Annotated in this window: 19 protein-coding genes; 11 read left to right on the forward strand and 8 right to left on the reverse strand. The window is 64.1% G+C overall.

Annotated features, from left to right (window positions below; all coding sequences use genetic code 11):
* Positions 1-149: 149 nt before the first annotated feature.
* Both guaB and KTQ37_RS03765 read right to left on the reverse strand, forming a co-directional pair.
* Positions 150-1,598, reverse strand: a complete 1,449-nt coding sequence (guaB, locus tag KTQ37_RS03760) for an IMP dehydrogenase (RefSeq protein ID WP_218629139.1) — start codon at positions 1,596-1,598, stop codon at positions 150-152.
* 69 nt (positions 1,599-1,667) lie between these two features.
* Positions 1,668-2,633 carry a TDT family transporter gene (locus tag KTQ37_RS03765; RefSeq protein WP_218629140.1) on the reverse strand — a complete coding sequence of 322 codons (966 nt, stop codon included), beginning with the start codon at positions 2,631-2,633 and terminating at the stop codon, positions 1,668-1,670.
* A gap of 105 nt (positions 2,634-2,738) precedes the next feature.
* On the opposite strand from KTQ37_RS03765, the gene speB (KTQ37_RS03770) reads away from it, so the two are divergent.
* Positions 2,739-3,713, forward strand: coding sequence for an agmatinase (gene speB / locus KTQ37_RS03770; protein ID WP_218629141.1), 975 nt, complete (start codon positions 2,739-2,741; stop codon positions 3,711-3,713).
* On the opposite strand, the gene KTQ37_RS03775 is transcribed toward speB (KTQ37_RS03770), so the two are convergent.
* Entirely contained in the window at positions 3,689-4,585 is an 897-nt protein-coding gene (locus KTQ37_RS03775) for a GNAT family N-acetyltransferase (protein ID WP_218629142.1), read from the reverse strand. The two genes, speB (KTQ37_RS03770) and KTQ37_RS03775, sit on opposite strands and share 25 nt — an antisense overlap.
* Before the next feature lie 356 nt (positions 4,586-4,941).
* Here KTQ37_RS03775 and KTQ37_RS03780 point away from each other — a divergent pair, with 356 nt between their 5' ends.
* From KTQ37_RS03780 to KTQ37_RS03795, 4 genes are all read left to right on the forward strand, one after another.
* Positions 4,942-6,087: an outer membrane protein transport protein gene (locus tag KTQ37_RS03780; protein WP_218629143.1), complete on the forward strand. Its 1,146-nt coding sequence runs from the start codon at positions 4,942-4,944 to the stop codon at positions 6,085-6,087.
* A 105-nt stretch (positions 6,088-6,192) separates the two neighbouring features.
* Positions 6,193-7,095 carry a DMT family transporter gene (locus KTQ37_RS03785; RefSeq protein ID WP_218629144.1) on the forward strand — a complete coding sequence of 301 codons (903 nt, stop codon included), beginning with the start codon at positions 6,193-6,195 and terminating at the stop codon, positions 7,093-7,095.
* 47 nt (positions 7,096-7,142) lie between these two features.
* On the forward strand, positions 7,143-7,997 hold the full coding sequence (locus tag KTQ37_RS03790) for an ATPase (protein WP_218629145.1): 855 nt from the start codon (positions 7,143-7,145) through the stop codon (positions 7,995-7,997).
* Between the two features lie 56 nt (positions 7,998-8,053).
* Positions 8,054-8,974, forward strand: coding sequence for a homoserine O-succinyltransferase (locus KTQ37_RS03795; RefSeq protein ID WP_218629146.1), 921 nt, complete (start codon positions 8,054-8,056; stop codon positions 8,972-8,974).
* 233 nt (positions 8,975-9,207) lie between these two features.
* Here KTQ37_RS03795 and KTQ37_RS03800 read toward each other — a convergent pair whose 3' ends face one another.
* The 4 genes from KTQ37_RS03800 to speB (KTQ37_RS03815) all read right to left on the reverse strand — a co-directional run bounded on the left by KTQ37_RS03800 (position 9,208) and on the right by speB (KTQ37_RS03815) (position 13,496).
* The gene (locus tag KTQ37_RS03800; protein ID WP_218629147.1) at positions 9,208-10,821 is read right to left on the reverse strand and encodes an FMN-binding glutamate synthase family protein; all 1,614 of its coding nucleotides are present in this window, start codon (positions 10,819-10,821) and stop codon (positions 9,208-9,210) included.
* A 153-nt stretch (positions 10,822-10,974) separates the two neighbouring features.
* Positions 10,975-12,009 (reverse strand): DUF475 domain-containing protein, encoded by a 1,035-nt coding sequence (locus KTQ37_RS03805; RefSeq protein ID WP_218629148.1) that lies wholly within the window; start codon positions 12,007-12,009, stop codon positions 10,975-10,977.
* A gap of 99 nt (positions 12,010-12,108) precedes the next feature.
* Positions 12,109-12,531: a DUF1499 domain-containing protein gene (locus KTQ37_RS03810; protein ID WP_218629149.1), complete on the reverse strand. Its 423-nt coding sequence runs from the start codon at positions 12,529-12,531 to the stop codon at positions 12,109-12,111.
* Complete coding sequence (gene speB / locus KTQ37_RS03815; RefSeq protein ID WP_218629150.1) at positions 12,528-13,496, reverse strand: agmatinase; 969 nt, start codon at positions 13,494-13,496, stop codon at positions 12,528-12,530. Before speB (KTQ37_RS03815) ends, KTQ37_RS03810 begins: the two co-directional genes overlap by 4 nt.
* 197 nt (positions 13,497-13,693) lie before the next feature.
* On the opposite strand from speB (KTQ37_RS03815), the gene KTQ37_RS03820 reads away from it, so the two are divergent.
* The 3 genes from KTQ37_RS03820 to KTQ37_RS03825 all read left to right on the forward strand — a co-directional run bounded on the left by KTQ37_RS03820 (position 13,694) and on the right by KTQ37_RS03825 (position 14,911).
* Positions 13,694-14,206 carry an RrF2 family transcriptional regulator gene (locus KTQ37_RS03820; protein ID WP_218629151.1) on the forward strand — a complete coding sequence of 171 codons (513 nt, stop codon included), beginning with the start codon at positions 13,694-13,696 and terminating at the stop codon, positions 14,204-14,206.
* Positions 14,207-14,367: 161 nt separating this feature from the next.
* Entirely contained in the window at positions 14,368-14,502 is a 135-nt protein-coding gene (locus KTQ37_RS16845) for a hypothetical protein (protein ID WP_255697076.1), read from the forward strand.
* A 61-nt stretch (positions 14,503-14,563) separates the two neighbouring features.
* On the forward strand, positions 14,564-14,911 hold the full coding sequence (locus tag KTQ37_RS03825) for a TfoX/Sxy family DNA transformation protein (RefSeq protein WP_218629152.1): 348 nt from the start codon (positions 14,564-14,566) through the stop codon (positions 14,909-14,911).
* Here the strand turns inward: KTQ37_RS03825 and ndk are convergent.
* Complete coding sequence (gene ndk / locus KTQ37_RS03830) at positions 14,908-15,330, reverse strand: nucleoside-diphosphate kinase (RefSeq protein WP_218629153.1); 423 nt, start codon at positions 15,328-15,330, stop codon at positions 14,908-14,910. The genes KTQ37_RS03825 and ndk overlap by 4 nt on opposite strands.
* A 247-nt stretch (positions 15,331-15,577) precedes the next feature.
* Here ndk and KTQ37_RS03835 point away from each other — a divergent pair, with 247 nt between their 5' ends.
* From KTQ37_RS03835 to KTQ37_RS03845, 3 genes are all read left to right on the forward strand, one after another.
* Complete coding sequence (locus KTQ37_RS03835) at positions 15,578-15,874, forward strand: hypothetical protein (RefSeq protein WP_218629154.1); 297 nt, start codon at positions 15,578-15,580, stop codon at positions 15,872-15,874.
* 41 nt (positions 15,875-15,915) lie between these two features.
* Positions 15,916-17,769: an ABC-F family ATP-binding cassette domain-containing protein gene (locus KTQ37_RS03840; RefSeq protein ID WP_218629155.1), complete on the forward strand. Its 1,854-nt coding sequence runs from the start codon at positions 15,916-15,918 to the stop codon at positions 17,767-17,769.
* A gap of 137 nt (positions 17,770-17,906) precedes the next feature.
* Entirely contained in the window at positions 17,907-18,911 is a 1,005-nt protein-coding gene (locus KTQ37_RS03845) for a Fe(3+) ABC transporter substrate-binding protein (RefSeq protein ID WP_218629156.1), read from the forward strand.
* Positions 18,912-18,954: the final 43 nt, after the last annotated feature.

Raw genomic sequence — 18,954 nt, forward strand, 5'->3', positions numbered from 1 at the left:
GGCCTTTTCATTTGCGACTCTCGCAAGGCAACACGCGCGCCGGTTTTCCTTCGCACGCTTGAGCGCCCTTCGGCTGGAGCGTCATCCTGACAAAAGAAAACCCCCGGCGGATCGCGCCGGGGGTTCTGGGACTTGCTTGGCGAAAACAATCAGCCGATGCGATAGTTCGGGCTTTCGCGCGTGATCTGCACATCGTGGACGTGGCTTTCCTTGAGGCCCGCGCCGGTGATGCGCACGAACTCACAGCCGCCACGCATGCCGGAAACGGTGCCGTGCCCGGTGTAGCCCATGGCTGCGCGCAGGCCGCCCACCATCTGGTGCAGAACAGCCGCGACAGAACCCTTGTAGGGCACCTGCCCCTCGATCCCTTCGGGCACCAGCTTGTCCGAGGCCGCATCCTTCTGGAAGTAGCGGTCGGCCGAGCCGCGCGCCATGGCGCCAAGGCTGCCCATGCCACGGTAGGATTTATACGAGCGACCCTGGTACAGGATCACCTCGCCCGGGCTTTCATCGGTGCCCGCGATGGCCGAGCCGACCATGGCGCAGCTGGCGCCCGCCGCGATCGCCTTGGCGAAATCGCCCGAGAACTTGATGCCGCCATCCGCGATGATCGGCGTCTCGCCCGCGCCCGAGCAGGCATCCATGATCGCCGTCAGCTGCGGCACGCCCACGCCCGCCACGATCCGCGTGGTGCAGATCGAGCCCGGGCCAATGCCCACCTTGACCGCATCCGCGCCAGAACCGATCAGCGCGCGCGTGGCCTCGCCCGTGGCGACGTTGCCCGCGACGACCTGAACGGTCGAATTGAACTTCTTCACGCGCTCGACGGCCTTGGCGACGCCTTCCGAGTGGCCATGCGCGGTGTCGATCACGATCAGGTCGCAGCCCGCCTCGATCAGGGCGCAGCTACGCTCATAGCCCGCGTCGCCCACGGTCGAGGCTGCCGCGGCGCGTAGGCGGCCCATCTCGTCCTTGCAGGCCAGCGGGTGCAGCACGGACTTCTCGCTGTCTTTGAGCGTCAGAAGACCGGTCAGCTTGCCCTCAGCGTTCACCACCAGCAGCTTCTCGATCCGGCGCGCCTTCATCAGTTGCATCGCTTCCTGACGGTCGGCGGGCTCGCGCAGGATGGCCAGGTTATCGGCCGTCATCATGGCGCGCACCGGCGTACGATCATCCGAAGCAAAGCGCATGTCGCGGTTGGTGACGATGCCGACGACGCGGCCAGCGGCATCCACAACCGGGAAACCCGAGACGTTGAAGCGCTCGACCAGCGCCTTGGCGTCGGCCAGCGTCTGATCAGGCGTCAGGGTGATCGGATTGTAGACGATACCGGATTCAAAGCGCTTCACGCGGCTGACCTCGGCGGCCTGCTGCTCGACGCTCAGGTTGCGGTGGATCACCCCCATGCCGCCCGCCTGCGCCATGGCAATCGCCATCTTGGCCTCGGTCACGGTATCCATCGCCGAGGACAGAAGCGGGATGTTCAGACGGATCGCCTTCGTCACAAATGTGGAGACATCGGCCTCCGACGGCAGCACCGAAGATGCGGCCGGAACGAGGAGCACGTCGTCAAAGGTGAGAGCCTCACGAATCTGCATGGGAAGCCTCCTTGGCAGGGCACGTTTGGCACGCCCCTGTTTCATGGCTGGCCGCGCTTTGCAAGCCCCTCAGGCGATGGCGGCGTTGGTTTTCACGGCAAGTTGCCCCTTGGCCCAGAGTTTCAGGATCTTGGCCGCGATAGGGATGATAAGCAGCGTGGCCGCGATCAGCATGAGTGCGCCGGGCAGACGCCACACACCGCCCACCGCCAGCCAGCAATTGGCCGTCGCGGCGACCGGGAAGGTCAAGGCCCCCCACATCGGCGAAAACCCGGATTCAAGCAGCCAGCGCGCCTTGACCACCATGACCGCCAGCAGAACCGCCGAGATGATCGCGAAGGCCTGCGCGAGGTTCGCAGCCCCCATGCCCGCCGCCACGGTGCCAAAGAGCGCCGCAGGCGAGAGGTGAATGGCCAGAAGCGGGCGCAGCGGCGCGGGAACGCTTTCACGCTGGAACTGGCGCGCCGAGGCCGCCCAGATCGCCACCCCGGCCACAAGCGCCACGACAAACAGCACCTTGCCAAGCTGCGGCAGGCCAAGGCTTTGCGCGACCATCGCGCCGACGATCCAACCCGTGAAGGTCAGATGCCACACCGGGTTCACGCGGCGCTGCTCGGCCGGGCCTTTCGCGAAGGTCCAGATGACAGCGATATTGAACAGCAGGTGAATCCCCAACCCCAGAAGCAGGATCGGCCGCGCCTCGCTTGGCGCCATGGGGCCGATGGCGGCGGCCAGCAGATAAAGGCTCAGCACGCCCGCAGCCAGACCGGCGCGGCCGGGCAGGATGCGCAGATCCTCCAGCACCACGGCCGGGCGGCGCGCGAACTTGACGACATAGGTCAGCACGGCGAACAACGCCAACAGGGTGATCGCCCCGATGAACATATCGGAAAGGCCGGTCGGCAGGGCAAACTCGCCCTCGCCCCGCCGCCACGCAAGCGCCAGCCCCAAGAGCCCCAGGACGGGCGGGAAGATCGCCGGAGGCGTGCGCCGCCAAAGACCTTTCGGTGTCGGGGTGGGTGCCTTGAATGCCATCGTTTCGTCCTCGTCCGCGAATTGACTACAGCAGGGCTAGCAGCCCCGCACGCGCCGTTGCAAGATGCTCATGCACGGCTTGGCCGGGAAATGACAGGAGACAATATGGCGCGGCATTCATACGAGACGGGGCGTCTCAACCTGCCCTTCGTCGGCATCGCAACCTTCGGCAAGCGCCCCTATGTCGAGGACTGGAGCAAGATCGATGCGGATATTGCCATCCTCGGCGCGCCCTTCGACTTTGGCACCCAGTTTCGGTCCGGGGCACGGTTCGGGCCGCGCTCGGTGCGCGAGGCCTCGACGCTGTTTTCATTTGGCCATGCAGGCGCCTATGACCATGAGGACGACGCCGTCTATCTGGGCGGCGATGTGCGCATCGTGGATATCGGCGACGCCGACATCGTCCATACTGACACCGAAACGAGCCACGCCAATATCGAGGCCGGAGTGCGCGCGATCCTCAAGGCGGGCGCCCTGCCCGTGGTGATCGGCGGCGATCACTCGATCAACATCCCCTGCATCCGGGCCTTCGACGAGACCTGCGCCAAGGACGGCCCGATCCACATCGTCCAAATCGACGCGCATCTGGATTTTGTCGATGTGCGCCACGGGGTGCGGCACGGACACGGCAACCCGATGCGTCGTGCAGCCGAGAAGGACTTCGTCTCGGGCATCACCGCGCTTGGCATCCGCAATGTCAGCTCAACCACGCAAGACGGATACGAGGCCGCCCGCGCCATGGGTGACGATATCCTCTCGGTGCGGCAGGTACGCCGTCTGGGCACCGAGGGCGTGCTGTCGCGCATCCCCAAGGGCGCGCGCATCTATGTCACTATCGACATCGACGGTTTCGACCCCTCGATCGCGCCAGGTACCGGAACGCCATCGCATGGCGGGTTCCTTTACTATGAGGTGCTGGAAATCCTGCAAGGCATCGCGCGCGAGCATGACGTCGTCGGCATTGACCTGGTCGAGGTGGCGCCCGACTACGACCCCGCCGGCTCGACCCCGATCCTGGCCGCGCAGGTGCTGCTGAACTTCCTCGGCTTCATCTTTCACGAACGCGCTAAACGCGCCTGACCGGGTATGACAAGGCAGGTGGCGCCGAGAGCGCGCGCCACTGCCCCTGTTCCCAGCTTGAACCGCATCAGGTCTGCGCCCTCCTCAGAGTTCGCATCGCCCAGATCGAGAGATTGCACACCTTGCCCGTGCAGGATCTCGGCCGCGCGCCAAAGCAGCAGGTTATGCGCGTGGTGGCTGCGCCCCTCGGGGCCGGTCCAGCCGATGTGATAGCTGGCCATGCTGCCGTGGCGCAAAAAGATCATCCCGGCGATCGGCGCGCCCCGCAGCGTCGCTTTGAGCGCGAGCAGCCCACCCGCTTCGGCCCTGCCCCAGGCCTGCGCAAAATCACCTGGCGGCCCTCGGTAGCCGCGGGCGCGACGCTGAGCGTCCTCCGCTGCAATCAGCCAATCCGGCGCGCGGTCTATCTCCACCCTCAGAGCGGTGCGCTCCGCGACAGCCAAGCGGTTGCGCCACTTCCCCGCCAGCCCCGCGCGCAGAGTTCCGGCGTCTGGCACCAGATCCCAGATCGCATGGTGGCGCGGCGTGACAAGCGGGAAAAGGCCCCACCCCTCGCAGGCAACCTCTGGCGTGGCGATCAGCGCCCCGCTTAGCGCGCGAGCCAGCGCCCGAAGCACCGGCCTGACCGACACGCCAGGCGCAAGCACGGGGCCGCGACCGAGCAGCCAGAACCCGCGGCGCCCGATTACCTGCGCCATCGCGATCCGTTGCGACCCAAGCAACACTTCGCACCGGCGTACCCGACACCCTTTCAGTGCCGCGATCTCTCCATAGGTCCAGTGCTGCTGCAAGGCCCCGCCGCCGAGGGCGTCTACCTCGTGGCCCCAAGCCAGCGGCCCCAGTTTCGTGTCGACGATGGCAAGATTTTCCATAGCCGCGTTAAGCCATGATTCACCTAACACGCGCTTAATGACCGAAACGAACCGGAGAGAGCATGGTCCGAAAATGCAGGCTGCCGATCCCTCGCCCACGCTACACGATCTGGGTTCCTGTGCTGCTGTCGGGCACGCTTTCGGTGCTTTGGATGGCAGGTCTGGGAATCACTTCAATGATCCGTTAAGTCGCGCCGCGCACCGAAGCGTGGCACTTGTGCCACGTGACGTCGGGGCACCCCCCGGGCACCGAAAAGTGCGACGCCACGTCACTGCCCAGACCGAAATAATTCACGTTAACGTCATGCTAGCTTCACTGAAAAAACAAGAAGCAAGCACGTAGGGAAGAGGTAGAAATGGGACGTGTCTTACTATCGGCCAGCGCCGTGGCCTTGTGCGCCAGCGCGGTCAATGCAGGGGGGATCGAGAGATCCGCACAGTCGGTAGCTCTCCTCTTTGAAGAGGGGAATTACATCGAATTCAACATGGGCCGCGTGAAGCCAGAAGTGTCGGGAACGCAGATGTTCCCGTATCCGAGCGCAGCTTTTGTTGGCGCAGATTCCGGCGACATGACGGAAAACTATAACACCTACAGCCTGGGCTTTAAGCTGAAGGTCAACGAGAAGCTGGACTTCGCCCTGATCGTGGACGAGCCGATTGGCGCCGACGTCTCCTATCCGATGACGGGTTACCTCTACGGGGGCTCGACGGCTGACGTGAACGCGCTCGCGACGACGGCGCTGCTGCGCTACAAGCTGCCGAACAACTTCAGCGTTATCGGCGGTGTACGCGCGATCAAGACCAGTGGTCGGGTCCATCTGTTCACTGGCTACGATATGCAGACTTCGACCGAGACCGACTTCGGTTACGTTGTCGGCGTTGCATGGGAGAAGCCCGAGATCGCGGCTCGTGTCGCCCTGACGTACAATTCGGCCGTCAGCCACGAGTTCGACGCGACCGAGGTCGCCGGCGGCTTCACTTTCGACACCGAGTTCGAGACCGATATCCCGCAATCGATCCTGCTTGAGGGTCAGACCGGCATCGCGAAAGACACGCTGGTGTTCGGCTCGGTTCGCTGGGTTGACTGGAGTGCCTTCGACATCTCGCCCTACATGTATACCAACGCACCTTCGAACCACTTCAAGGACGCACTGGTTTCCTACGAGGACGACACGATCACCTACACTCTGGGTGTCGGGCGCCGCTTCAACCAGAACTGGTCGGGCGCTGTCTTCGTCAGCCATGAAGCCGGCACAGGCGGATACGCTGGCAACCTTGGCCCGACCGATGGCGCAACCGCGCTTGGCCTTGCCGCCACCTACACGCGCGACAACCTCAAGATCACCGGTGGCGTGCGCTATGTCATGATCGGCGATACCAAGACCGAGGTTCCCTCGGCATTCCTTGGCGGGCAATGCCCCAACCAGGACTGCGGCACCTTCGCAGAGTTCGAGGACAACACAGCCATCGCCTTTGGCCTTCGCGTGGGCTACTCGTTCTAAGGCGTCGCGCTTCCAAAAACCCGCAAACACCCCGCCATCGTGCGGGGTGTTTCTTTTCGCAGGTTTCGGGTGGTGAAAGCCGTTGACCAACGGTAGCGTCGCGCCATGAACCAGAGCCTGTCCCAAACCCGTATCTCGCTGCTTGCCTGGATCCTCCTGGGGGCGCTTGCCCTGATCTGGGGGACATCGTTCCTGTCCAATCGCGCGGCACTTGCGGGCGCGGGCGTGCTGACGGTCGTCACCTTCCGGGTGGCCCTGGGGGCGGCGGTGCTATGGGCCTGGGTTCTCTATCGACACCTGCCCGTACCGAACGACCGGCGTATCCTGTCACGTTTCGTGATCATGGGGGCGCTGAACAATGCCATACCGTTCAGCCTGATCGTCTGGGGGCAAAAGCACATCGACTCGGGGCTGGCCTCGATCCTGAATGCCTCGACCGCAATCTTCGGCGTGGTGATCGCGGCGGCGGTCTTTGCGGATGAGCGACTGACCAGCGCCAGGGCCCTTGGGGTTCTGATCGGCTTTGCCGGGGTGGTTCTGGCGATCGGACCGGATGCGCTCGCGGGCTTTGACCTTGCCTCGGCGGGCCAGATGGCGGTGATCGGCGCCTCGATCGCCTACGGCTTCGCGGGCGCCTACGCGCGCCACGCCACGCGCGGACTGGCCCCCGAGGTCGCCGCAGCCGGAATGCTGAGTGGCGCGACCCTCTGGATGGTGCCCGCCATGCTGACCATCGAGGGCGTTCCGGATTTTGACTGGGCACCCTCGGTCTGGGTCGGTCTGATCTGGCTCGCGGCCGGGTGCTCGGCGCTGGCCTATATCCTCTACTACCGGATCCTCGCGCTTGCGGGATCGGGCAACCTGCTTTTGGTAACGCTGCTGATCCCGCCGGTCGCCATCGTCGCGGGCGCGCTGGTCTATGGCGAGAGGGTCGGCCTTAACGCCTTGGCCGGGTTTGGCCTGCTGGCGGTGGGGCTTGTCGTGCTCAACCGCACCAAAACCCCGTGACGGCGGCGGCGGGCCGCGCTAAACCGGGCCAAAGCAAGGGGACCGGGATGATTTATTCCAATCGCGCAGAATGGTTGGCGGCAAGCCAGAAGCGAGTGCTGCTGTTCGGCATGTCTGGCCTGGGCAAGACCTATCTCTCGGCCATGCTGCGCGGCACGGGGTGGTTCCACTACTCGGTCGATTACCGGATCGGCACGCGCTACATGGGCGAATTCATCGCCGACAACTTCAAGCGCGAGGCGATGAAAAGCCCCTTCCTGCGCGAGCTGCTGCTGACCGACAGCGTCTATATCGCCTCGAACATCACCTTCGATAACCTCGCGCCGCTATCCACCTATCTCGGCAAGCCGGGCTCCGAGGCCAAGGGCGGATTGCCGTTCGAGGAATACATGCGCCGCCAGAACCAGCATCGCGCCGCCGAGAAGGCCGCGCTGCTCGACACGGTGCATTTCGTTCGCCGCGCCCGTGAGATCTACGGCATCACCAGTTTCGTCTGCGATTCCGGCGGCTCGATCTGCGAGGTGGTGGACCCCACCGACCCGGCCGACCCGATCCTGCGCGCCCTGTCCGAGAACTTCCTCATGGTCTGGATCGAGGGTTCCGAGGCCCATACCGAGGAACTGGTGCGCCGCTTCGACCGCGCGCCGAAGCCGATGTACTACCAGCCCGAATTCCTCGAACGGAAATGGGTGCAATACCGCGTCGAGCGCGGCCTGAAGGAAGACGAGGTCAACCCCGACGATTTCGTGCGCTGGACCTATCGGCAGGCGCTCCAACACCGCCAGCCCCGCTACGCCGCCATGGCCGAGCATTGGGGCGTCAAGGTCAAGGCAGAAGACGTGGCCCTTGTCCGCGACGAGAAAGACTTTACATCGCTGATCGCGGCGGCACTTCCCGCCTGAGATCGAACGCCAACCCAAACTGACCAACCCCGGCCAGCAGGACCCCGGAGAGACCCATGCCCATCACCCTACCCGAGACGCTTCCCGCCTTCGACATCCTCTCGAAGGAAGGCGTCATGGTGATGTCGCCCGGGCGCGCGGCAATGCAGGACATCCGTCCGATCCGGATCGCGCTGCTGAACCTGATGCCCAAGAAAATCCAGACCGAGAACCAGTTCGCCCGGCTGATCGGCGCGACGCCCCTGCAGATCGACTTCCAGCTGATCCGTATGACCGAGCATCAGACCAGGAACACCGCCGCCGAGCATATGGAGGCCTTCTATCGCCCCTTCGCAGAGGTCGAGGCCTCGGGCGAGAAGTTCGACGGGCTGATCATCACCGGCGCCCCGATCGAGCACCTGCCCTTTGAGGAGGTGACCTATTGGGACGAGTTGACGCGGATCTTCGACTGGACGCAGAGCCATGTCTTTTCCACCTTCGGCGTGTGCTGGGGCGGCATGGCAATGGCGCACTACTTCCACGGCGTGCACAAGCACATCCTTGATCACAAGGCCTTCGGCTGCTTCCGGCACCGCAACCTGTCGCCCGCCTCGCCCTATCTGCGCGGATTCTCGGACGATGTGCTGATCCCGGTCAGCCGCTGGACCGAGATGCATCAGGACGAGATCGACGCTGCGGGCCTCAAGACGCTGATCGCCTCGGATGAGACAGGCCCCTGCCTCGTGGAGGACAGCTGCCACCGCGCGCTCTATATCTTCAACCACCTCGAATATGACTCGGGCACGCTGAAGGAAGAGTATGACCGCGACGTCTCGGCGGGCAAACCGATCAACGTTCCGGCCAATTACTACCCGGACGATGACCCCGCGCGCGTGCCAACCAACCGGTGGCGCAGCCACGCGCATCTGCTCTATGGCAACTGGATCAATGAGATCTATCAGGGCACGCCCTACGACCTCATGCAGATCGGGGCGTGAGACCACAGATTTCTGCCTTCGGGCCGCGATGAATTGTGGCAAAATTGTGAAACTGTCCTATACTGGTCAGACAGACTGCCCAGTAATGCGTTGCCGCTAACCTGGAAGCAGCCGGGTCAAGAAGCCGGGTGCTAGCTGCCCGAAGCCCCTGAACCAGGCTTCGTCACCCGGGACCACTGTGTGACCGGCTTCAGGGGCGGGCTTGACCCCACCACCAGGCCCGCCCTCTATTCTCAGACACCGCTGTCGATCGGCTCGAAGGCCGCTGCGCGCGCACGGCGCCAGCGCTTGAGGTAACCGAACCGCTCATCATCCTCGCGCAGCAGGAAGCCCTCCGGCATGTAGGGATAAACCTCGTCGGCGACGACCATCTCGCCGTCCTTTTCGCGCATCAGGAAGTGGTGCGGAAGGAAGCCACCGGGATGCTCAAGGCCAGCGGCGCCGGTCATCTCGGCCAGTGCCTTCATCGTGTTGCCGTGGAAATTGGCGACACGCTCGGCCTTGTCGGGCACAACCAGCGCCCGCGCGCGCATCTTGTCTTGCGTCGCCACGCCCACCGGGCAGCGATTGGTATGGCAGGCCTGCGCCTGGATACAGCCGATGGCGAACATGAAGCCACGAGCCGAATTCGCCCAGTCGGCCCCAAGCGCCAGCACGCGCGCGATGTCGAACGCGGTGACCAGCTTGCCGCTGGCGCCGATCTTGATGCGTTCGCGCAGGCCCGCGCCGCGCAGCGTGTTGTGGGCGAAGGTCAGCCCCTCGACCAGCGGCATCCCCATGTGGTTGGCGAATTCCAGCGGAGCGGCGCCGGTGCCGCCCTCCTTGCCGTCGACCACGATGAAATCGGGGGTGATGCCGGTTTCCAGCATCGCCTTGACCATGCACATGAACTCGCGCCGGTGACCGATGCACAGCTTGAAGCCCACCGGTTTACCACCCGACAACTCGCGCAGTTGCGCGATGAACTGCATCATCTCGAGCGGGGTCGAGAACGCGGAATGCGAGGCGGGCGAGATGCAATCCACCCCCATCGGCACGCCGCGCGCCTCGGCGATTTCCGGGCTGATCTTGGCGGCGGGCAACATCCCGCCATGACCGGGCTTGGCGCCCTGGCTCAGCTTGATCTCGATCATCTTGACCTGTGGATCTGCCGCAGTCTCAGCGAACTTCTCGGGGCTGAACGCGCCCGCAGCATCACGGCAACCGAAGTAGCCCGAGCCGACCTCATAGATCAGATCGCCGCCGCCGGTGCGGTGATAGCGCGAAATACCGCCCTCGCCCGTGTCATGCGCGAATTTGCCTGCCTTGGCGCCACGGTTCAGCGCCTCGATGGCGTTCGACGAAAGTGCGCCGAAGCTCATGGCCGAGATGTTGTAGATCGACGCCGAATAGGGCTGCTTGCAGTCCGGCCCACCGATGGTGACGCGGAAGTTCGTGTCAGTGATGTGCTTGGGCCGCACCGAGTGGGTCAGCCACTGATAGCCGGAATCGTAGACCCGCATCCGGGTGCCGAAGGGGCGCTTGTCCTCGACGTTCTTGGCGCGCTGGTAGACGATGGTGCGCAGCTCGCGCGAGAAAGGCTCTTCGTCCTGATCGCTCTCGATCAGGTACTGGCGGATCTCGGGGCGGATACTCTCAAACATATAGCGCATGTGGCCAAGGATCGGGTAGTTGCGCAGAACCGCACGGCGCGTCTGGATCAAGTCGAAGATGCCCACGAAACCGAGAGCGCCGAAGATCAGCGCTGGAACCCAGAACCACGCCGAAAGCACAAGCCCGACCAGCGAAAGCGCGGCGAGCAGAAAACAAAGCCCAAGAGGGGTGAAGCGGGAATAGGGAGTGGACATGCCGTTACCTTGCCAGCGCCGTCACGCGGCGCGACCGCACGGACAGCTCGTGTTCCTGTTAAAGTCAGGATGACGCGGTAGGCGCGCCCTGTCGAGCCAGCGAAATGCTCAAATCTCGGGCAAAACCCCTCAAAACGGAGGGATTTTCGGTGATTATCGCGCGCTGCGGCGGTTGAAGCGCAGCGAGGAAAGCAACGACAGGCCGATGAAAGCCGCCCCGATCAGGCCCGTCGCGACCTCGGGAATATGCCACAGCGTCTGCGCGAACATGATCCCCGAAAGGATCAGGATCGACCAGAACGCGCCATGTTCGAGGTAGCGAAACTCGGCCAGCGTGTTCTTCTCGACCAGCATGATCGTCATTGAGCGCACATACATCGCGCCAATGCCAAGGCCGATGGCGATCAGGAAGAGGTTCTGCGTTAAGGCGAAGGCACCGATGACACCGTCGAAGCTGAACGAAGCGTCGAGTACCTCAAGGTAAAGGAAGGCGCCGATGCCGCCCTTCGCCGCTTCGCTGGCAAGCGAGGCGCGGTCGAGCACGTGCCCCAGAACCTCGACACCCAGGAAGGTCAAAAGCCCCGCGCAAGCGGCGAACAGAAACTCACCTTCGGTTCCGGGCGGAAGCACCCAGGTGAACAGCATGACCACGCTCAGGACGAGGCCGATTTCAAGCCCGCGGATCGAGGCGCAGGCGCGCAGGCGCCGCTCCAGCGCGGCGATCCAGTCGACTTCCTTGCCTTCGTCGATGAAGTAGTTCAGCGCGACCATCATCAGGAACGCACCGCCGAACGCAGCGATGGACACATGCGCCGAGCCGATGATGCGGGCGTATTCGGCGGGTTGCGTCGCCGCAAGCTTCACCGCCTCGATCGGGCCAATGCCGGCGGCAATCACCACGACCAGAAGCGGGAACAGGATCCGCATCCCGAAGACCGCGATCACGATACCCCAGGTCAGGAAGCGGTGCTGCCACTCGGGTGTCATCTGCTTGAGCTTGTTGGCGTTGACGATAGCGTTGTCGAAAGACAGCGAGATCTCAAGCACCGCGAGCACGGCTGCGATCACGAAGAAGGCGAACGTGCCGCTCAGCGTGCCCGAATAGGCCCAGCCGAGCCAGATCGCGAGTGCCAGGCCCAGAGCCGTGAAACCGAACGCCCAGGAAAAGTAATGTAGTGCGATGCGCATGATGTCCCCACTCGCCTCTGGGTCAAATAGGGGGTCGCAGGTTGGCCTGCAAGGTGGCGCCCCGAGGGAGTTTTGCGCGTGATTTCCGCGCAACAGATCCTAGAGCCCGGCAAGCGCCAGCCAGCCCTCGACCCGCGCGCGGTTCACGCCGAAGTCGTTCCCGCCGAACACCAGATGGGCACGCAGATGCACCCGGTCACCATCAATCCAGATGTTCGAAATATCCGGGAATCCCCAGACCGCCGAGCGTGTCACGAAGGTCAATAGGCCCTCTTCAACGCTGCCCTCCAGCAGTTCGGTGCGCGGGGTCAGTTCGGCCGCCTGGGCAAGGGCCACCAGCGCCGCGCGCGGCTCCGGCACCTGGCGCACGGCCTCGAACCCGCCGCGCATGGGCCAGTCGCCGGGTACATTGGCGCTGTCCATCCGGTGATAGCGGTCCGCCGGAAGCGGGGCCAGCCGCACCCAGACCGCAAAAGCCAGCACGGCGAGAACAAGGGCCGCCAGAACGAGGCGTAAGATCATGCGGTGCTCCGGCGCGTCCAACCGTAAAGCGCGATCAGCTCCATCGCGACATGCGCGCCCGCGATGGCGGTTGCCCCGGTCGTGTCATAGGGCGGCGAGACCTCGACGACATCGCCCCCGACCAGATTGATCCCGGCAAGCCCGCGCAAGATCGCCGCCGCCTGCCAACTGGCCAGCCCGCCCCAGACCGGCGTGCCAGTCCCCGGCGCGAAGGCCGGATCGAGGCAATCGATATCGAAGGTCACATAGGTCGGCCGGGATCCGACAATATCCTTGATCCGCGCGACAGTCTCATCGACGCCGCGCTGATGCACGAAGGGCGCGTCGAGAGTATTCACCCCGAGCGTATCGGGATTGTCGGTGCGGATGCCAACCGAGACCGTCGTCGGCGCCTCGACGAGGCCCAGCTTGATCGCCTTGTAGAGGAACGTGCCGTGGTCGATCCGGCTCATGTCGTCATCGGCCCAGGTATCGGAATGGGCGTCGAACTGGATCAGCGCGACGGGGCCGAACCTCTCGGCATAGGCCCGCAGGATGGGCAGTGTGATGAAATGGTCGCCGCCAAGCGTCACCGTCCCCGCGCCTGCCGCCAGAATGTGCGCGATATGCGCCTGCACCCGGTCGGGGAACGAGGCCGTATGCGCGTAATCGAAGGCCACATCGCCGTAGTCGACCACGCTCATCTCGCTCAGCGGATCATAGCCCCAACCGTAAGGCGCATCGAAGGCTTGCAGGGTCGAGGCTTCGCGGATGGCGCGCGGCCCGAAGCGCGTGCCGGGGCGATGCGTGACCGCCTGATCGAAGGGCACGCCGGTAACAGCCAGATCGACCCCGGTCAGATCCTTGCTGTAGCGGCGGCGCAGGAAGCTGGTCGCACCGGCGAAGGCGTTCTCAAACGCCAGCCCGCGCAGGTCCTGACGCGTGAACGCCATGTCGATCTCGTTCTTGGCATCTTCCAGTGCCATCGCACACCTCATCGTTTTGCCCTAGCTGACCCGAGCAAGCGCAAAGGTCAAGCCTTCCGCGGCGCTGTCTTGGCCACGGGCCGATGGCGGAAAACCGCCAAGAGTCGCGTTTCATTTGGTGCATTTTCGATACCTGATCTAAGTCAAGTCCCGCGCCGCTGTTCTGTCGTAAACAGACCTATCCAGAGGACATTGCGATGCGACTGACCACACGAACGAACCTTGCCATGCGGACCTTGATGTTCTGCGCCGTGAACCCGGATCGCATCGTGCGCAAGCATGAGATCGCCGAGGCCTGCAACGCGTCCGAAAATCACCTGGCGCAGGTGGTCAATACGCTCGCTCAGCGCGGCTTCATCGAAACGCAGCGCGGCCGCTCGGGCGGGTTGCGACTGGCGCGCCCGATGGATCAGATCGGCGTGGGCGAGGTGCTGCGCGCCTTCGAGGCCACCCTGCCCTTCGCGGAATGCTTCGATCTGGAAACCAACACCTGCCCGCTACACGAGGCCTGCATGTTCCGCGAGGCGCTGCTGGAGGCACTCGAGGCATTCTATGCCACGATGGACCGCCGCACCCTCGCCGACCTGATTGAGGACAATGCGGCGTTGGAGCATCTTCTGCGCCTGCCCACGGCTCAGCCGATTTCGATTTGCGGAACGAACCGCCGCTCGGGCGCCTCAGCCACGGCGGCTCAGGCGGCGCTCAACTAAGCGATTGGGCGTCGCGGCGTAGCAGCGCGGTCACATCCGCGCGAGGCCTTGCCAAACGCCATATCTGTTCTTGCCTAAACGAAGAACCAGTCGTATCTGGCGCCGCACTCCCGTTTTCAAACTGCCTAATAATTAGGCATGACGGGTTACTGAGGCTGATGATGCAACACGCGCAACAGATGGGCTCTGACAACCAGCAGAAGCCCGGAACCAAATCTGCCCCCCAGCAGCAGGGGCAATCCGGCACCACCGCCCAACAGGGTGGCGTGACCTTCAACGACTGGGCCTCGATCTAAGGCAGCTTGCCTGCGGGACAACAACGGGACACAGTAGCTTGTCCCCTTCGCTGATCCCGCCATGCCCAACCCTTTGACAGACATCAACGGTATCGGCCCCGCCACGGCGGAGGGTTTTCAGCGTGCGGGTATCCCTGACGCCGAGACCCTGCGCGATATGGGGGCCGATGCCGCCTATCTGGCGTGGATGCGCGCCGGGAACCCTCCCCATTTCATCGGTTACTATGCGCTGGTCATGGCGCTTCAGGGCCGCCCCTGGAACGATTGCCGGGGCGCCGAGAAAGCCGCCCTGCGCGAGCGTTTCGACGCGCTCAAGGCCGAGGCGCGCCAGCGCACCCCCGGAAATGACAAGGGCCACCTCCGGCTGGAGGTGGCCCTTGATGAGATCGGTGTGGGGCTGCGGCGTTAGCCGACCAGTTCCAGACCCGAGAAGAAGAACGCGATTTCGACCGCTGCGGTCTCCGGGGCGTCCGAACCGTGGACCGAGTTCTCGCCAACCGAGAGCGCGAATTCCTTGCGGATGGTGCCGTCAGCGGCCTGGGCCGGGTTGGTGGCGCCCATCACTTCGCGGTTCTTCGCGATCGCGCCTTCGCCTTCCAGCACCTGCACGACAACCGGCTCCGAAGCCATGAATTCGCACAGTTCGCCGTAGAAGGGGCGCTCTTTGTGGACTTCGTAGAACTTGCCGGCCTGCTCGAGGCTCAGCTTGATGCGCTTCTGCGCGACGATGCGCAGGCCCGCTTCTTCGAATTTGGCGTTGATCTTGCCGGTCAGGTTGCGGCGAGTCGCATCGGGCTTGATGATGCTGAGCGTGCGTTCGATAGCCATGAGGGGAGGCCCTTTCTGATACACTACCCGGCGAGATCACCGGGTCGGATTTTTGCTTCTGGCGCCTGCTAGCATGGGGTTTGGCGCTTGAAAACCCCCTGCCATGCGCAATTTCTATCGCCTTGATATGTCTTTTGCACGAAACCTGACCAAAATGTCGATCGGCGGAAAAAGCTGCGGCCGGATGTCGCGTTGCATATACCCGAGTTTTTAAGTCAGCTTTGCGCAAATCCTCAAGGAGCTCCCCATGAATATCCGCTTCGTGCTACCACTCGCCGCCGCCCTGATCGCCCCGCTTGCTCTGGCCGCGCAAGAGACTGTGGGGCCGAACGCCCTGCCCTTCACCTATGAGATGTTCGAGGCCTCGGTTCCCCATGTCGATATCGCGGTCTGCCCCGTTGACCTCGCCGCCGAGGGCCGCTTTTGCCGCGTCGCGCTATTCAACGACGCCTTCAATCTCTTCGTCTTCTCGGAAGAGGGCGAGCAGCCGATGGTGGGCTTCCACAGCTACGACGCAGAACTGATGACGGGCCTGTTCGACTAACCACCGTTGACGGCGCAGTCGGGCTCGGGCATGGCTGGCCCATGCTCAAGATATCCGACATTTCCTATTCGATCGAAGGCCGCCCTCTGTTCGAGGGCGCCTCGGCCACCATTCCCGACGGCCACAAGGTGGGCCTTGTCGGCGCGAACGGCGCGGGCAAGACCACGCTTTTCCGCCTGATCCGGGGCGAGTTGGCGCTGGAGGGCGGCGAGATCTCGCTGCCCGCCCGCGCCCGCATCGGCGGCGTCGCGCAAGAGGTGCCCTCGTCCAATGTAAGCCTGATCGACACGGTGCTGGCCGCCGACACCGAACGCGCCACGCTGATGGCCGAAGCCGAGCACGCCTCAGACCCGCACCGCATCGCCGAGATCCAGACCCGGCTGGCCGATATTGAGGCCTGGTCGGCCGAGGGCCGTGCCTCGGCGATCCTCAAGGGGCTTGGCTTTGACGCCGAGGCGCAGCGGCGCCCCTGCTCGGATTTCTCGGGCGGCTGGCGGATGCGCGTAGCGCTGGCGGGGGTGCTGTTCTCGCAGCCTGACCTTCTGCTGCTGGACGAACCGACGAACTACCTCGACCTCGAAGGCGCGCTCTGGCTGGAGCAATACCTTGCGCGCTATCCGCATACGGTCATCGTGATCTCGCACGACCGCGACCTGCTGAACCGGGCCGTGGGCGCGATCCTGCACCTCGAAAACCGTCGACTGACACTTTATCAAGGCAGCTACGACACCTTTGCCCGCACCCGCGCCGAGCAGCGCGCCGTTCTGGTCGCCGAGGCCAAGAAGCAAGAAGCCCGCCGCGCCCATCTGCAAAGCTTCGTCGATCGCTTCAAGGCCAAGGCCAGCAAGGCCGTGCAGGCGCAGGCCCGCGTGAAGATGCTCGAAAAGATGGTGCCGATCACCGCGCCGGAAGAGGCCGCCAAACAGGTCTTCACCTTCCCCACGCCCGAACAGCTCTCGCCCCCGATCATCGCGATGGAAGGCGCCGCCGTCGGCTATGGCGGCGCGCCGATCCTGCGCCGCCTGAGCCTGCGCATCGACCAGGATGACCGGATCGCCCTGTTGGGTCGGAACGGCGAGGGCAAATCGACCCTTTCGAAACTGCTTGCGGGCAAGTTGCAGGTCGAGGAAGGCGCGATCACCCGCTCCTCCAAGCTGCGGATCGGCTATTTCGCGCAGCATCAGGTGGATGAGCTGGACCTGAACGCCACGCCGCTCTTGCATCTTCAGCGCCTGCGCCCCGAAGAGCATCAATCCAAGCTGCGCGCACGGCTGGCGGGGTTCGGCCTTGGCGCCGATCAGGCCGAGACGAATGTCGGCAAGCTCTCGGGCGGGCAGAAGGCGCGACTGTCGCTGCTGCTTGCGACGCTTGATGCGCCGCATCTGCTGATCCTTGACGAACCGACGAACCACCTCGACATCGAAAGCCGCGAGGCGCTGGTCGAGGCACTGACCGCATATACCGGCGCCGTCATCCTTGTCAGCCACGACATGCACCTGCTCAGCCTCGTGGCGGACCGGCTGTGGCTGGTCAAGGGCGGCGCGGTTCAGCCCTATGGCGGCGATCTGGAGCAATACCGCGCCGAATTGCTGGCGGGCGACCCGGCCGAGCGGCCCGCACCGAAAGCCAAGGACAAGCCCGCCAAGCCCTCGCGCGATGCGATCCTTGCCCTGCGCTCCGAGGCGCGCAAATGCGAAGAGCGTGTGAACAAGCTGTCGGAAATGCTTGGAAAGCTTGACGAAAAGCTGGCAGATGCAGGGCTTTACGAAGCCGCGCGCGCGTCCGAGCGCGACAAGTGGTTGCTCAAGCACGCGGAGGCGCGTGATGCGATGGTCCGCGCCGAAGAGCTATGGATCGAGGCGTTGGAGAAGCTTGAAGCCGCCGAGGCGATCTGAGCAAAGGACGACAGAAACGGGGGCTTTGGCCCCCGTCTTTTTTTGTCACAAGAATTTATCCGAGAACTCTACTCAGGTATTGACGAAGCACCATGAGTTGGGTTTAAGAGGCGCAATTCTGACTAAAGGAGTCACCAATGAACACGCGCATCTTCCTGGCCCTCTCGACCGCTCTGGTCGCCGCCCCCGCTCTCGCCGACGAGGTCAATGTCTATTCGCATCGTCAGCCCGAACTGGTGCAGCCGCTGTTCGATGCCTTCACCGCCGAAACCGGCATCAGTGTGAACGTCGCCTTCGTCGAAAAGGGCATGGTCGAGCGCTTGGTCGCCGAGGGCAGCCGCTCGCCCGCCGACCTCGTGATGACCGTGGACATCGCGCGCCTCCAGCAGGTCGTGGAAGCCGGCGTGATCCAGCCCGTCGAAGACCCCGCACTTGAGGCCGCGGTCCCCGCCAGCTTCCGCGATCCGGCGAACCAATGGTTTGGTCTGACCAGCCGCGCCCGTATCGTCTATGCCAGCCGCGACCGCGTGGCCGATGGCGAGGTGACCACCTACGAAGATCTGGCCGACCCGAAGTGGAAAGGCCGCATCTGCACCCGCTCCTTCACCTCGGATTACAACGTGGCGCTGACCGCGGCCTACCTCGCCCATCACGGCACCGAGGCCACCACCGCCTGGCTTGAGGGCGTCAAGGCCAACCTCGCCAAGAAGCCCGAGGGCAATGACCGCAGCCAGGTCAAGTCGATCTGGGCAGGCGAATGCGACATCTCGCTTGGCAACACCTATTACATGGGCCAGATGGTCGCCGACCCCGAGCAGAAAGCCTGGGCGGACTCGGTCCGCATCGTCTTCCCGACCTTCGAGGGTCAGGGCACGCATATGAACATCTCGGGCGTGGCAATGACCAAGGCCGCACCGAACCGCGATAACGCGCTGAAACTGATGGAGTTCCTGGCTTCGGACGAAGCTCAGGCGATCTACGCCGAGACCAACCACGAGTTCCCGGTCAAGGACGGCGTCAAGCGCTCGGCGCTGGTCGAAAGCTGGGGCGACTTCACCGCCGACCCGATCAACCTTGTCGACGTCTCGAACCTGCGCCCCGAAGCGCTGAAGCTGATCGAGGCAGTGAACTTCGACGGCTAATGCCTGAAAGGCCTCGGGAAACCGGGGCCTTTTTCTTCGCGCG

Origin of the sequence: Sedimentimonas flavescens (genome assembly GCF_019264375.1) — a bacterium.
GTDB lineage: Bacteria > Pseudomonadota > Alphaproteobacteria > Rhodobacterales > Rhodobacteraceae > Rhodobacter > Rhodobacter flavescens.